Consider the following 15869-nt stretch of genomic DNA (forward strand, 5'->3'; position numbering starts at 1 on the left):
AGGACTTTTTTTGTTCCTTACTCCTTATAAGGATTCTAAAACCTCATTAGTTCATAGTACAGATTTTCCATTATGTGTAGTTTTCACGGATGTTGGCTTCATTCTATTAATTGAGAACGAACACTGTAAACTACCCTACTATCTGAATGAAATTCATACAAACAAGTGGGAAAACAATAAGGTTTCTCCACTAATTTGGCATTTATTGGACAGCCCCTTTTCCTTAATTTCTCAAGGCGAAATGTTTGACATAAATTTAGCCACAGATTACTTTTAAAATAATTAAGGAATCAATTGGAAATAGTAATGGATAGTATATGAACGAAAGGAATGATTGGAATGAAAACAACGATTAATTGGGAAGGCAAAATGGCTTTCGGAAGTGTAACACCATCTGGTCATGAATTAAAAATGGATGCAGCCCCTGAAGTTGGGGGAGAAAATAGTGGACCAAGACCGACAGAACTATTATTAAATGCGGTAGCTGGCTGTACCGGTATTGACATTATCTCGATCTTACATAAAATGCGCTTAGAGCCGACTGGATTTACAATGGATGTAGAAGGAGAACGAGCGGACGATCATCCTAAAAAGTTTACGAAAGTACATATTCACTACTCGTTAGAAGGAGAGCTTCCTGAAGATAAAGTAGTGCGAGCCATTAAGTTATCCAAAGATACGTATTGCTCCGTGTCCCATTCTTTAAGTGCGGAAATCTCGGTTAGTTATTCTATTAATGGAAAAAAAGGGGAACAGTCTATATAAAAGTAGATGCGGTCCAAAAGATTGACTATCGCAAATAAACTGCGTGCTACCGCAATAAAATTGGAACTAGCCTCCACCGGCCAACCCTTTTTAAGCAGTATCAAATGCCAATACAAAAAAAGTGGGAGAAACAAAGTCGTTTCCCCTACTTTTTTAATAATACACTTCATTTAACTTAAAACGCCCCAGACCCACCACCGCCACCACCAGTTCCGCCACTACTATAAGAGGAAGAACTGCTGCTAGAACTGTCACTTGTAGCGCTCGAAGCAGAATGGAAATTGTTAGAAGTTAGTGCGCCTAACATATATAAAGATTGGTAGCTTGTACTCGAATGCCGTCCCGTTAAAGTTGGTGTAGTGAAGGCTTCAACGAATTCTTTATGCTTTTCGGTTAATCTTTTATTATTAATACCTAGCCCATAAATGTAAGCTCGCATTTTCTCATCTTCGGTCCAGTGCGTCCAATCTTGTTTCGTTACCTCTAAAAACTTCTCTTTAAACACTTTCCAACTGTAGTGAATACTAGCACCTTCAAACGTTTTTGGTCGATACGATATCGCGTAAATAAGAACGGTTAAAAACAACACAATCGTTACAATAAAGGCACTATACAATTCGTAGGTAGGAAAATAAAACAAAAACGGTAAAAGTAGAAGATTTATTAATATCAATGACAAGCTATACTTTGTTTTATTATGATAAAGCGTATGTTGGTTAACTTCTTCTTTTACTGCACCTTGCCATTCGGATTGAAATTCATGATACTTATCATGGTTATTTTCATCACTAGTGTAATTTTTCAAGTCGTTAAATTGAAACGTACCATCGTTACCTATTTTATAAAAAAGCCATTCTATTAAAATCGTTTCATGATGAAGCTCTGGAGATTTATTCATAACTGTAAATGTATCTTTACCGCTTTTTTGCACATACCCTTGTCGGATTAAATCTAGTAACGAAGCAGCCATTGCATGCTCATTTAATACTTTAAAGTTTGTAAAATAGAAAACAGCTGGCATACTTAATTTTTGTTGAGGCAATGTGTTAAATGATGGATGTTCTCTCTTTACTGAAGCTAATTGGTTTCTCATCAAAAAATAATCTCGTAAAAATAAAAATAATAGAAGCATTGAAACAACTGGTAGACCAATTGCTGCAATAGAAGATAGCGTTTCTTTCTTTTCTTCTCTTTCAATCGCTGCTAAAACTTGTTCCTGTTGTTCCGCCAATAATTGTTGTCTCAACGTACCGGTATTCGTTCCCGTTGTAGCCGGAAAGAGGCTAGAAGGATAGGCAACGCGAATATCCCCATTTTCCCTTCTAGGAACTTTTCCGTATTGGAATACGACCACTCCTGAATCCTGAATTTGTTCTGTATTATACGCAGTATCATATCCGAAAGCTATTACATCATCGGTAGGTTGCGGAGGATGAACCGTAATAACTAGATGTTCGTAAGTAGACTCATTTCTACTATCAAAAAATGGCCAATAAAACTGTGTGACGTCCTCGTAAACATCGACAGCACCATCAATTGTATAAGTAATCGTAAAGGTGATCGTTTCGTCGTTCCCAGCTCGATGTATTTTGTATACATTTTCTTCTCGTTCCACATGTAATGTGTTTTCCTGTTCCGATGCTGTTACTTGTTGAATATGAGCACCTTCTTTAGGGACGATTTCTCTAGTTATGCCATTAAAATCTCCCCTAAATTCGTATGTATGCAGCTCCATAACATAAACATCGCCGTTATCTTGTAAGTACGCATCAATTTCTACATTTGTAATAGAATAATCGACAGCAAATCCTTTTGTAGGAAAGGTCATAACGAGTAAAAGTAATAATAAAGAACTCATGCAAATTTTTTTCATCTTCGCACCTTCCTTTCATCATTACATACGTAACAAACAAGGAAAAGTTTCACAAAATGTAGAATGCTTCCGTTTCTTAATGTAATTTGTCTGAATATTATTGAAATGATTATTAGCTTGTTTTATGATGAAATAAATAGGAAAAAAGTTGGTATACAGAAGTCCTTATAAATTATTAAAAAAGGATAGAGGGGTCGAAACTATTGAAAAATTTTAGATGGACGGTAGCTAAGAAGCTCTACGCTGGTTTTATCGCCGTAGTGCTAGTACAAGGGATATTTATTATGTTATTATCCTCTGTTTCATTTGTAGAAGGTGCTATTTTCCTTTTAGTAGGTTTAATAATAGGGCTTTCGATAGCATTTGTGGTAGCGCGGATGATTACGAAACCGTTAGAGATTGTGAATAAAGGAATGAAAGAGGTAGCAGAAGGAAATTTAACGATTGATCCAATAGAAGTGAAAACGAACGATGAAATAAGGGACTTAGCCTTATCTTTTAATACGATGGGAACGAATTTAGCAAACTTAATTAGAAAAGTACTAGTTGCCTCCGAGACGGTAGCTGCCTCCTCCCAACAGCTACTAGCAAGCTCAGAGCAAACTTCGAAAGCAGCAGAACAAATAACGGAAGTGATTCAAGAAATTGCGGCAGGTTCTGACAATCAAGTGGAAAGCGCTCTAACAGCCAATGACTCTATTATACATATTGCGAAAGGAATGGAGCAGGCCTCAAACTCCATTGTAACCGTTTCAACTTATAGTGCTGAAACGAACATAAAAGCAGAAGAAGGCAATAAAATTGTCATGGATACGGTAGCGCAAATGAGTATTGTTCAAGAGCGTGTATCAGAAATCGCTACTATTATTAGTAGTTTAGGTGAACGTTCCCGTGAAATCGGGGTAATTGTCGATGTCATTTCGAAAGTAGCTAGTCAAACGAATTTATTAGCGCTAAATGCAGCAATCGAGGCAGCGCGTGCTGGTGAGCATGGAAGAGGATTCGCTGTCGTTGCAGATGAAGTAAGGAAGCTTGCGGAAGAATCGAATGATGCTACAGAACAAATTCGTGTAGTAATTGAAAAGGTCAGGGAAGAAATTAATCAAGTTTCCCTTTCTATGAATGCTGGTACTAACTCGGTCAAAGTTGGGATTGAAAAAGTAAACGAAACGGGAAAATCATTTCAAGAAATACGAACAATGATTGCAGGTATAACCTCACAAGCAGAAGATGTATCAGCAATTGCAGAAAGAGTAAGTACAAGTACGGAACAAATGGTACAGCAAATGGCTGACATTACAAACGTCTCTGAAAAATCAGCACATAATTCTCAAATGGTTGCAGCTTCAGCTGAAGAGCAAAACGCATCGATGGAGGAAATAGCAGCATCGGCTAACGCCCTAAGTCACATGGCTCAAGAACTACAAGAGCATATTTCCATTTTCAGAGTTTAGTAGTTACTTAATACAATCATATAAAAATTTTCAAAGCTTGTTTCCTGTTGGAGCAGGCTTTTTTTGCTATTTACAAAAATAAAAAACTATTTTTTGAAAATAATAGGTTGTAAAGCTGAAAAGTAAGTTATATAATGTCTACTATATAAAAACAAGTGTATACCACAAAAGTACATCGGGGTGATAGGAAATGAGAGAAAATGTAAATGTAGGCTTATTAGGATTAGGAACTGTTGGTACGGGTGTAGTTAAAATGATTCAACGTCAACAAGAACAGCTTTTCCATCAAGTTGGCTGCTCGGTATCTATAAAAAAAGTGTTAGTAAAAAATGTAGACAAAGAAAGAGATGTAGACGTTGATCGTTCTTTGTTAACAACTGACCCATACGAAGTAATTAATGACCCAGAAATTGATGTTGTTGTAGAAGTGATGGGAGGAGTAGAGGAAACACGTCGTTACATAATCGACGCTCTTCAATTAAAAAAACAAGTTGTAACAGCAAATAAAGATTTAATTGCACTTCATGGCTCTGAGCTACAAAAAATAGCAGTAGACAATGGATGTGATTTATTTTATGAAGCAAGTGTTGCGGGTGGGGTTCCGATTATTCGTGGACTAACAGAAGGACTCGCTTCGGACAAAATTCAGAAGATGATGGGAATTGTAAACGGGACGACTAATTACATTTTAACGAAGATGTCGAAAGAAGGTTTAGCATACGATTCCGTCTTAAAAGAAGCGCAAGATTTAGGTTTTGCTGAAAGTGACCCGACTTCTGACGTAGAAGGTCTTGATGCAGCTCGTAAAATGGCAATTTTATCACGCTTAGCTTTTTCTATGGATATAGAGCTTGATGATGTATCTGTCCGAGGGATGTCAAACGTAACACAAGAAGATTTAAAATACGGAAATATGCTTGGTTACACGATGAAGTTAATCGGATATGCTGAGCAGGAAGACAACCGAGCGGAAGTGAGTGTCCAACCGACATTTTTAGATAATAGTCATCCTCTAGCATCCGTAAACAATGAGTACAATGCTGTCTATGTTTATGGAGAAGCGGTAGGAGAGACGATGTTTTATGGTCCAGGAGCAGGTAGTTTACCAACAGCCACTTCTATCGTAAGTGACTTGTTAACAGTTGTAAAAAATATGCGACTCGGAGTTAATGGGCGAAGTGTGCTTGCACCTCAATTCAGTCGCCAATTAAAATCAGCAGACGAACGTTATGCGAAATATTTTATTCGATTACATGTGCTTGATGAAGTTGGAGTCTTTGCTGGTTTAACTCAACTGTTTTCCGATAATTCAATCAGTTTTGAGAAAATATTGCAGCTACCTCTTGATGAAAAAGGGTTAGCCGAAATTGTCATTGTTACTCATAGAGCATCTCTCGCAAACTATGAAAATGTACTAGCGAAATTGAGTGATCTTCCTGTAGTGAACGCAGTGAAAAGTCTTTATTTAGTTGAAGGTGGGGGACAAAAATGAAGTGGGAAGGATTATTAAAACAATATAAAGAGTTTCTACCTGTAACAAATAATACTCCAGAGCTTTCATTGATGGAAGGAAATACACCATTAATTCCATTAAAAAATATATCGAAAAAATTAGGAATCGATCTTTATGTAAAAACGGAAGGAACAAATCCGACGGGGTCATTTAAAGATCGTGGAATGGTTATGGCAGTAGCAAAAGCAAAAGAGGAAGGAAGTAGTACAGTTATTTGTGCATCAACTGGAAATACGTCCGCTGCTGCCGCTGCCTATGCAGCAAGAGCTGGTATGCGTGCAATTATCGTCATACCGGAAGGGAAAATCGCAATGGGGAAATTGGCGCAAGCAGTCATGTACGGAGCAGAAATTGTTGCGATTGAAGGGAACTTCGACGATGCATTAAAAATGGTTAGAAGTATTAGTGAACGCTCTCCGGTAACGCTCGTAAATTCCGTTAATCCTTATCGTATTGAAGGACAAAAAACCGCAGCGTTCGAAATATGTGATCAATTAGGAAAAGCACCAGATGTTTTAGCTATACCTGTAGGAAATGCTGGTAATATTACAGCGTATTGGAAAGGGTTCAAAGAATATAACGAAAAATATAGCACAGGACTGCCTCAAATGCATGGATTTGAAGCAGAAGGAGCAGCAGCCATTGTGAAAAACGAAGTAATTGAAGAGCCAGAAACGATAGCAACTGCAATTAGAATTGGTAATCCAGCAAGCTGGGAATACGCGGTAGCTGCAAGAGACGAATCAGGTGGAAAAATCGACTTAGTTACCGATGATGAAATACTAGAAGCCTTCAGGTTAATTGCGAAAGAAGAAGGTGTATTTGCGGAACCTGCTTCTTGTGCTTCTATTGCTGGTGTGATGAAACAGCTTAAATCTGGAGAAATTCAGTTAGGTGCTACAGTAGTAGCGGTGTTAACAGGTAATGGGTTAAAAGACCCACAAACAGCAATGGAACAAGTTCAAAAAGAACGAGTATTATTACCAAACGATGAGAAAGTAGTGGCACAATTTATTGAAGGAGTCGTTACAGCATGAGTACGTCCGTAACTTTACAATTTCCGGCGAGTACAGCAAATTTAGGGCCAGGTTTTGATAGTTTAGGCCTAGCCTTAAATTTGTACTTAACGCTTGAAATAACAAGGTCCTCCGACTGGAAGATTGAATGCCGATCACCGTTACTTAGCAGCTTGCCAACGGACGAAACGAATCTTATCTATCAAGTTGCTACTCTAACAGCTGAGCGCTATAACGCGGTCCTTCCGCCTTTGCATATCGTCATTGATAGTGAAATTCCTCTTGCTCGTGGACTTGGAAGTAGTGCAGCTGCAATTGCTGCTGGAATTGAAGTGGCGAATTATTTTGCTCAGTTAGAGTTGACTCTTGAGGAGAAACTGTTAATTGGTAACGAAATAGAAGGACATCCAGATAATATTGGTGCATGTATTTTTGGAGGGCTAGTAGCAGGTGTATCTATTGGAGAGGTAGTTGAAGTCGTTCAGTTACCAAAGCCTAACATAGATATTGTGGTGACTATTCCGCCGTATGAAGTGAAAACGGAAGTTGCTAGAAAAGTATTGCCAGAACAGCTTACAAGAGAAGAAGCAGTATTAGGTAGTGCAGTAGCCAATGTTTTAATTGCTGCGCTGCTTACGGAAAACTACGAATTAGCAGGAAAAATGATGGAGAAGGACCGTTTTCATGAACCGCATCGACTTCCGTTAATACCAGAGTTAACGGAAGCGCGTAATTTTGGGAAAGAAGCGGGAGCTATCGCAACGGTTATTAGTGGTGCTGGGCCAACGATATTAACGTTTGCCCCAAAAGGAACGGGTGAATATATTGCCTCTCTGTTCCAAAGAAGATTTTCACATTGTACCGTTAAACAACTTCAAATTCATTGTAATAATCTGGAGTATAACTATTAATCTATTAAAAAAGGAAAGTACCTGCTAACTTTTCTTTTTCTTTCCTTTAGATAAAGGTATCTTGTATAGACAACATAGAACAGAAACTATTTTTAAGATTGATATGGAAGTTTTTATGTAAGGGTTTTCATTAAAAAGTTCAAAAATATTTTAAAATCTCGCAAACATGCATCGTTATCATAATGTAAGCGATTTCTTATATATCAGATAAATCTAAATTATCTAAAAATTTTTAAAAACCTATTGACCTTAAGGCTGAACGGGCGTATTATTGTCCTCAATCAAAGAATTTTCAGAAATCAACAAACTAGTTAATCTAGTTAAAAATGACAAATATTTTTTTAAATTACACACTTTAACGCGTTTATGTAATTAAGTGGAATCATCAAGAGAGGAGAGAACACTTTGAGTGAACAATGGATTTATTTAGACGGCAAATTTGTTACGAAAAAAGATGCGGTAGTTTCGGTTTACGATCACGGTTTCTTATATGGAGATGGAGTGTTCGAGGGAATACGAGTTTATAGTGGGAATGTATTCCGCCTCCAAGAGCATATTGACCGCCTATACGATTCTGCGAAATCGATCATGTTATCGATACCACAGACGAAAGAGGAAATGACAGAAATTATCGTTGAAACGTTAAGAAAAAACGAATATAAAGATGCATATATACGAGTTGTCGTTTCAAGAGGTGTTGGGAATTTAGGTCTTGACCCATTCACTTGTAAAAATCCGCAAGTCATTGTTATTGCAGAACAATTAGCACTATACCCGAAAGAAATGTATGAGAGCGGTATAGACATTGTCTCAGTAGCTAGCAGAAGAAATCGTTCGGATGTATTATCACCGAAAGTAAAATCGCTAAACTATTTAAATAACATCCTTGTAAAAATTGAAGCTAACTTAGCTGGGGTTGGAGAAGCTTTAATGCTTAACGACCAAGGATATGTGGCAGAAGGTTCCGCTGATAACATTTTTATCGTAAAAGGAAATGTTATTAAAACACCTCCAGGTTATGTTGGAGCGTTAGAAGGAATTACGCGAAATGCGATTATCGATATAGCAAAAGAAAAAGGGTTTGACATAAGGGAAGAGGTCTTTACGAGACATGATGTTTATACAGCAGATGAAGTATTTTTAACTGGTACTGCCGTAGAAGTCATCGCCGTTGTCAAAGTAGATGGTAGAACAATTGGTGAAGGTACTCCAGGTCCTTATACGAAAGAGTTGCTTGAAGATTTTCGTAAAGCAGTTACAAGTGACGGAGTGAAAGTTTATCCGAATGAAAAAATTCAAGCGGTGTAAAAGTAGTTGGAGGAGATATAAATGCGTAGCGATATGATCAAAAAAGGAGTGGACCGTGCACCTCACCGGAGCTTACTTTATGCGACAGGGGTAAAAAGAGAAGATTTAGATAAGCCGTTTATCGGTGTTTGTAACTCTTATATAGACATTATTCCAGGTCACGTACACTTAAGGCAATTTGCAGATGTTGTAAAAGAAGCAATTCGTGAAGCAGGTGGAATTCCATTCGAATTTAACACTATTGGTGTCGATGACGGAATAGCAATGGGGCATATCGGAATGAGATACTCGCTCCCAAGCCGAGAGATTATTGCGGATTCAGCAGAAACAGTTATAAATGCACATTGGTTCGATGGAGTTTTTTATATACCAAACTGTGACAAAATTACACCAGGTATGTTAATGGCGGCAGCTAGAACGAATGTCCCTTCCGTATTTGTTTCAGGAGGTCCGATGGAAGCAGGTAGAACAAAAGATGGGAAACCACTATCTCTTGCATCTGTCTTTGAAGGAGTAGGCTCACTTATGTCAGGAAAAATGACAAGGGAAGAGCTATTAGAGATCGAAATGAGTGCATGTCCAACTTGTGGATCTTGTTCTGGAATGTTCACTGCTAATTCAATGAATACGATTATGGAAATGCTCGGATTGGCACTACCGGGGAATGGAACAATCGTTGCAACTTCAGATGAACGCAAAAATTTAATAAAAGAAGCTGCAAAAAGTCTGGTAGAAATGGTGAAAAAGGATATTCGTCCTAGAGATATTATTACAAAAGAAGCAATTGATGATGCGTTCGCTCTTGATATGGCAATGGGTGGTTCCACTAATACAGTACTGCATGTGTTAGCAATCGCCAATGAAGCAGAGATAGATTATGACTTAAAAAGAGTGAATGAAATTGCTCAACGTGTTCCTTATTTATCGAAAATCAGTCCTGCATCAGATTACAGTATGCAAGATGTACATGAAGCAGGTGGTGTTAATGCCATTATTAAGGAATTGTGCAATATAGAAGGTGCAATCCATCCAGATCGTTTAACAATTACAGGAAAATCAATATATGAAAATGTAAAAGATGCAGAGATACTAAACGATAAAGTTATTCGACGAGTAGATAATCCATACAGTCCAGTTGGGGGATTATCCGTACTTTACGGAAATATTGCACCAGATGGAGGAGTCATTAAAGTTGGTGCAGTGGATCCATCCATTCAGACGTTTGAAGGCGAAGCAATCGTATTTGAATCTCAAGAAGAGGCACAAAAAGGTATCGATGAAGGAACTGTAAAAGAAGGGCATGTTGTTGTCATCCGTTATGAAGGACCAAAAGGTGGTCCGGGAATGCCGGAAATGTTAGCACCTACTTCTGCAATTGCAGGCCGTGGATTATCAACAAAAGTTGCTCTTATTACAGATGGTAGATTTTCCGGAGCATCAAGAGGTATTTCCATCGGACATATTTCACCTGAAGCGGCAGAAGGCGGACCAATTGCCTTCGTTGAAAATGGAGATATTATTTCCATCGATTTACCGAACAGAACGATAAATTTAAAAGTTTCTGAAGAGGAGCTATCAAAACGTAAAGCAGATTGGAAACAACTTGAACCGAAAATTAAAAAAGGTTACTTAGCGAGATACGCCAAACTTGTAACGAATGCAAGTACGGGTGGAATTATGAAAATTTAATAGTTTTAAAGGCGTTGACGAGGAAAAAGTGAAGGAATCCGTATTTTCAGAGAGCCGGTGGTTGCTGCGAACCGGTAATACCTCCTTTTGCGACATCCCCTCTGAGCGTTGATCTGAAAAATGAATTTTAGTAGGATCGACCGAGTAGTAATACTCGTTACAAAAATGAACAATAGATTTGTTGTTCCAAAGGTGATATTTGCGAAAATATCATGAATCAGGGTGGTACCGTGATAAAGTTACTAAAAGCTTTTTCACCCCTGCGTTCCATTGTATTAATTGTGGAGGCAGAGGTTGGAAAAGCTTTTTTATTTTAGCTTATAGAAAAGTATAAAACTTTTAAACTGTGTAGAATGTTAGATTCCACTTTTGAAAATGGTTTACTTTTCAGAGTCGCATAAGTAAAACTATGCAACTCGCTTCGTCTAAGGAACAAGCGAGTAGCGAGTTTTTCTAATAAAAATTTATAAATGTTTTAGGAGGGAGACTAGTATGCATACAAAGGTAGAGGCTGAACCATTAAAGGAAGAGATGAGTGGGGCAGAGATTTTTATTCAAGCGTTAAAAAACGAAAAGGTCGAACTACTCTTCGGATATCCTGGAGGTGCTGTTCTACCCATCTATGATGCTCTTTATAAAATGCCAATCAAGCATGTTTTAGCTAGGCATGAACAAGGAGCAATCCATGCAGCTGAAGGTTATGCGAGAGTTTCAGGAAAGCCAGGTGTTGTCATTGCGACATCAGGACCTGGTGCAACAAATTTAGTAACAGGAATTACAGATGCAATGATGGATTCACTGCCGTTAGTTATTTTTACAGGTCAAGTTGCTAGAGGTGTAATCGGAACAGATGCATTTCAAGAGGCCGATGTTGTTGGTATTACAATGCCAATTACGAAGCATAACTTCCAAGTGCGCCAGATTAGCGACTTACCTAGAATTGTGAAAGAAGCATTTTATATCGCAACAACTGGGAGACCAGGACCTGTTTTAGTAGATATTCCAAAAGATATAAGTGCAGAAGTAATGAGTCCAAACTTTGAACTTGAAGTAGATTTACCTGGGTATCAGCCAACGTTATCGCCGAATGTTTTACAAATAAAGAGACTATTAGAGGCTGTGAAAAATGCGAAAAGACCGGTAGTTTTAGCAGGTGCAGGTGTGTTACATGCTAAAGCGTCCGAGCAATTATTAGCCTTTGTAGAACAAAATAACCTTCCAGTTGTTAATACACTTTTAGGTCTTGGAACTTTTCCAGCAGAACATCCTTTAAATTTAGGAATGGGTGGAATGCATGGAACTTATGCTGCCAATATGGCAATGTACGAATGCGATCTTTTAATTAGCATCGGTGCTCGCTTTGATGACAGACTAACAGGTAATTTAAAACATTTTGCCCCAAAAGCGACGGTTGCCCATATTGACGTTGATCCTGCCGAAATCGGAAAAAACGTTACAACTCAAATACCAATCGTTGCAGATGCAAAAGAAGCATTAACAAAACTAAATGAAGAGTGTGATGCTAAGCCGAATATTTCTGAATGGCTAGCTCATTTAACAACATATAAAGAACAATATCCACTCTGGTACAACAACTGTGAAAAAGAAATCTCGCCTCAACATTTAATTGAATTAGTTCATGAATGTACGGCAGGAAATGCGATTGTAACAACGGATGTTGGCCAGCACCAAATGTGGGCAGCTCAATATTATCGTTTTAATGCCCCTAACCGTTGGGTAACATCCGGTGGTTTAGGTACGATGGGCTTCGGCTTTCCAGCAGCGATTGGAGCTCAACTAGCTGACCGAGAAGCAAACGTCGTTGCCCTAGTTGGAGATGGAGGCTTTCAAATGACATTACAAGAAATGTCACTTTTAACAGAGCTAGATCTGCCAGTGAAGATCGTAATTGTTAATAATAACGCATTAGGAATGGTAAGACAGTGGCAAGAAACATTTTATGAACAGCGTTATTCACAGTCGATTATGCAACATCAACCAGATTTCGTAAAACTCGCGGAATCATATGGCATTCGAGGAATTCAAGTAACGAGTGAAGAACAAGCAAAAGAAGTATTGCAAGAAACGTTAAATAAGCGCGAACCAATTTTAATAGATTGTCGTGTTAGTAGAATGGAAAATGTATATCCGATGATCGCACCTGGTAAAGGATTGCATGAAATGATTGGGGTGAAACGATGAAACGTCGAATTGTTTCAGCCACTGTAAATAACCAAAGTGGTGTATTACATCGAATTACCGGTTTGTTTACAAAAAGGCAATTTAACATTGAAAGTATTACTGTTGGAGTAACGGAAATTGAAGGTGTTTCCAAAATGACCTTTGTTGTCAATGTGGAAGATGACCGCCAAGTAGAGCAACTTATAAAGCAACTAAACAAACAAATTGATGTTTTGAAAGTTTCTGATATTACAGACCAAGCAATTGTTGCGAGAGAGTTAGCACTAATTAAAGTTATTAGTAATGCGCAAACACGAAGTGAGATTAGTGGCATAGTCGAACTATTCCGAGCGTCCATTATTGACGTATCAAGGGAAAGTGTCACCGTTCAAGTAACTGGTGATTCCGAGAAGATGGATGCAATTATTGACTTATTGAGACCTTACGGAATTAAAGAGCTAGCTAGAACTGGAATTACCGCTTTCCCAAGAGGCTCACAAAAATCAGTTGCCAATATGAAGCAATACTCATTATTAAAATAAATAATTGGAAAATTCACAATAAAAATTGAAGGGATGAATGAAAATGGCAAAAGTATATTATAACGGTGATATTAACGAGGCAGTATTAAAAGGAAGAAAGGTAGCAGTAATTGGATATGGATCTCAAGGTCATGCACATGCACAAAACTTACGTGATAGTGGTTTCGAAGTAGTTGTTGGTCTTCGTCAAGGAAAATCATGGAACTCTGCAGTTGAAGATGGTTTTGACGTAAAAACAGTTCATGAAGCGAGTGCAGAAGCAGACGTTATTATGGTACTACTTCCAGACGAAATGCAGCCACAAGTTTATAAAAACGAGATTGAACCAAATTTACAAGCTGGCAAAGCTTTAGTATTTGCTCATGGATTTAACGTTCATTTTAACCAAATTGTTCCTCCACATGATGTAGACGTATTTTTAGTAGCACCAAAAGGACCAGGACATTTAGTTCGTCGTACATTTGAAGAAGGGGCAGGAGTACCTGCATTAATCGGTGTATACCAAGATGTATCAGGAACTGCGAAAGATTTAGCACTTGCTTATGCGAAAGGTGTTGGAGCTGCACGTGCTGGTGTTCTCGAAACTTCATTTAAAGAAGAAACAGAAACGGATTTATTCGGAGAGCAAGCAGTCCTTTGTGGTGGCTTAACATCTCTAGTAAAAGCAGGTTTTGAAACGTTAACGGAAGCTGGATATCAGCCAGAAGTTGCCTATTTTGAATGTTTACATGAGTTAAAGTTAATTGTTGATTTAATGTATGAAGATGGTTTAGCAGGAATGAGATACTCTATTTCTGATACAGCTCAATGGGGAGATTTTGTATCTGGACCTAGAGTAGTAGACGAAGATACGAAGAAACGAATGAAAGATATTTTAACAGACATTCAAGATGGGAAATTTGCGAAAGGTTGGATTTTAGAAAACCAACTTAATCGCCCAGAGTTCCACGCTATTAACGAACGTGAAAAGAACCACCCAATCGAAGTTGTTGGAAAGGAACTACGCGCAATGATGCCATTTGTAAAAAAACAAACAAAAAAGGAAGTGGTAGCAAGTGCGAAAAATTGACGTATTTGATACAACGCTAAGAGACGGCGAACAATCAGCGGGTGTTAATTTAAATACGGTCGAAAAATTGGAAATAGCAAAGCAGTTAGAACGTCTTGGAGTTGATATTATGGAGGCTGGCTTTCCCGCAGCCTCCAAAGGTGACCTTGAGGCAGTGAAATTAATCGCGCAAACTGTTAAAAATAGTTCCGTAACAGGACTAGCGCGCTCGAACAAAAAGGATATCGATGCAGCGTGGGAAGCATTAAAATATTCGGCTGAACCAAGATTGCATATCTTCCTAGCAACGTCTCCAATCCACATGACTTATAAGTTAAAAATGACACCTGATGAAGTAATCGATGCTGCAGTAAGTAGTGTGAAATATGCCCGTCAATATTTCCCTCAAGTGCAATGGTCCGCAGAGGATGCTTGTCGATCCGATTTAAATTTTTTAGTGAAAATTGTATCAGAAGTCATTGATGCAGGAGCAACGGTGATCAACTTACCAGACACAGTCGGTTACCGTAGCCCACAAGAATATGGAAAGCTATTTAAATACTTACGTTCGTACGTTAAAAATATCGATAAAGTTAAACTATCTGCCCATTGCCACGATGATCTCGGAATGGCGACAGCTAATACACTCGCTGCAATTGAGAATGGTGCTACTCAAGTAGAAGGTACTATTAATGGAATCGGTGAACGCGCAGGTAATGCCTCTCTTGAAGAGGTAGCGGTCGCGCTTCATATCCGCAAAGACTATTACGAAGCAGAAACTCACCTAAAGCTAGATGAAATTAAACGAACAAGTAACCTTGTGAGCAAATTATCTGGAATGATTGTTCCAGCTAATAAAGCGGTCGTTGGAGCAAATGCATTTGCCCACGAATCAGGCATTCATCAAGACGGTGTGTTAAAAGAAAAATCAACATATGAAATCATTACGCCAGAATTAATTGGTGTGAAATCAAATAGTTTAGTTCTTGGAAAACATTCCGGTCGACATGCTTTCAAAAATAAAGCGCTAGAGCTTGGATTCCAATTAGCAGATGAAGAATTAAACGAAGTGTTTAAACTATTCAAAGACCTTTCAGATAAGAAAAAGGAAATTACGGAAGAAGATTTGCTTGAGCTATTAACAGATAAACAAACGGAAAAAGACGAACAGAAAAAATATGAGTTTACTAGTTTACAAGTCCAATATGGAACGGCTAACATCCCTACGGCGACATTAGTTGTGACAACAAAGGATGGAGAAAAAATCCAAGAAGCTGCTACTGGCTCAGGTAGTGTAGAAGCAATTTATAATACACTCGAGCGTATCGTGGAGGAACCAGTTCAGCTATTAGATTATAAATTAAACTCCGTCGGTAGTGGACGTGATGCATTAGCAAATGTGTTCGTAAAAGTGTTGTATAACGGAGTGGAATCAAGTGGAAGAGGAACGGCACAGGACGTATTAGAAGCTTCTGCCAGAGCATATATCAATGCAGTCAATCGCGTTTGTAAGTTTGAGAGTAGAAAAGTAAAACAAAAAGTACATTTATAAAACGGAACAACTAATAT

The 15869-nt window shown here is 38.2% G+C and carries 12 protein-coding genes and 1 other annotated feature; of the genes, 11 read left to right on the top strand and 1 reads right to left on the bottom strand.

Features of this window, described 5'->3' with window-relative positions; all coding sequences use genetic code 11:
- Positions 1 to 339: 339 nt before the first annotated feature.
- Positions 340 to 765 (top strand): OsmC family protein, encoded by a 426-nt coding sequence (locus BC6307_RS02205; protein WP_066414999.1) that lies wholly within the window; start codon positions 340 to 342, stop codon positions 763 to 765.
- 175 nt (positions 766 to 940) lie between these two features.
- Here BC6307_RS02205 and BC6307_RS02210 read toward each other — a convergent pair whose 3' ends face one another.
- Positions 941 to 2638: a DUF2207 domain-containing protein gene (locus tag BC6307_RS02210; protein ID WP_066414995.1), complete on the bottom strand. Its 1698-nt coding sequence runs from the start codon at positions 2636 to 2638 to the stop codon at positions 941 to 943.
- A 203-nt stretch (positions 2639 to 2841) separates the two neighbouring features.
- Here BC6307_RS02210 and BC6307_RS02215 point away from each other — a divergent pair, with 203 nt between their 5' ends.
- From BC6307_RS02215 to BC6307_RS02260, 10 genes are all read left to right on the top strand, one after another.
- Positions 2842 to 4092: a methyl-accepting chemotaxis protein gene (locus BC6307_RS02215; RefSeq protein ID WP_066414992.1), complete on the top strand. Its 1251-nt coding sequence runs from the start codon at positions 2842 to 2844 to the stop codon at positions 4090 to 4092.
- Between the two features lie 190 nt (positions 4093 to 4282).
- Positions 4283 to 5584 carry a homoserine dehydrogenase gene (locus BC6307_RS02220; protein ID WP_066414990.1) on the top strand — a complete coding sequence of 434 codons (1302 nt, stop codon included), beginning with the start codon at positions 4283 to 4285 and terminating at the stop codon, positions 5582 to 5584.
- The gene (gene thrC, locus BC6307_RS02225) at positions 5581 to 6642 is read left to right on the top strand and encodes a threonine synthase (RefSeq protein ID WP_066414988.1); all 1062 of its coding nucleotides are present in this window, start codon (positions 5581 to 5583) and stop codon (positions 6640 to 6642) included. Before BC6307_RS02220 ends, thrC begins: the two co-directional genes overlap by 4 nt.
- Positions 6639 to 7532, top strand: a complete 894-nt coding sequence (gene thrB / locus BC6307_RS02230; RefSeq protein ID WP_066414986.1) for a homoserine kinase — start codon at positions 6639 to 6641, stop codon at positions 7530 to 7532. Before thrC ends, thrB begins: the two co-directional genes overlap by 4 nt.
- Before the next feature lie 405 nt (positions 7533 to 7937).
- A complete protein-coding gene (gene ilvE, locus BC6307_RS02235; RefSeq protein WP_066414984.1) occupies positions 7938 to 8840 on the top strand; it encodes a branched-chain-amino-acid transaminase in 903 nt (300 codons plus the stop codon).
- A 21-nt stretch (positions 8841 to 8861) separates the two neighbouring features.
- A complete protein-coding gene (gene ilvD / locus BC6307_RS02240; protein WP_066414981.1) occupies positions 8862 to 10529 on the top strand; it encodes a dihydroxy-acid dehydratase in 1668 nt (555 codons plus the stop codon).
- Positions 10530 to 10534: 5 nt separating this feature from the next.
- Positions 10535 to 10794: a binding site (T-box leader), on the top strand.
- Between the two features lie 227 nt (positions 10795 to 11021).
- The gene (gene ilvB, locus BC6307_RS02245) at positions 11022 to 12731 is read left to right on the top strand and encodes an acetolactate synthase large subunit (protein WP_066414978.1); all 1710 of its coding nucleotides are present in this window, start codon (positions 11022 to 11024) and stop codon (positions 12729 to 12731) included.
- The gene (gene ilvN, locus BC6307_RS02250) at positions 12728 to 13252 is read left to right on the top strand and encodes an acetolactate synthase small subunit (RefSeq protein ID WP_066414976.1); all 525 of its coding nucleotides are present in this window, start codon (positions 12728 to 12730) and stop codon (positions 13250 to 13252) included. Before ilvB ends, ilvN begins: the two co-directional genes overlap by 4 nt.
- Positions 13253 to 13295: 43 nt before the next feature.
- A complete protein-coding gene (ilvC, locus tag BC6307_RS02255) occupies positions 13296 to 14321 on the top strand; it encodes a ketol-acid reductoisomerase (RefSeq protein WP_066414975.1) in 1026 nt (341 codons plus the stop codon).
- On the top strand, positions 14308 to 15852 hold the full coding sequence (locus BC6307_RS02260) for a 2-isopropylmalate synthase (RefSeq protein WP_066414973.1): 1545 nt from the start codon (positions 14308 to 14310) through the stop codon (positions 15850 to 15852). The genes ilvC and BC6307_RS02260 overlap by 14 nt, the downstream gene beginning before the upstream one ends.
- The last annotated feature ends 17 nt before the right edge of the window (positions 15853 to 15869 follow it).

It is taken from the genome of Sutcliffiella cohnii (genome assembly GCF_002250055.1).
GTDB lineage: Bacteria > Bacillota > Bacilli > Bacillales > Bacillaceae_I > Sutcliffiella > Sutcliffiella cohnii.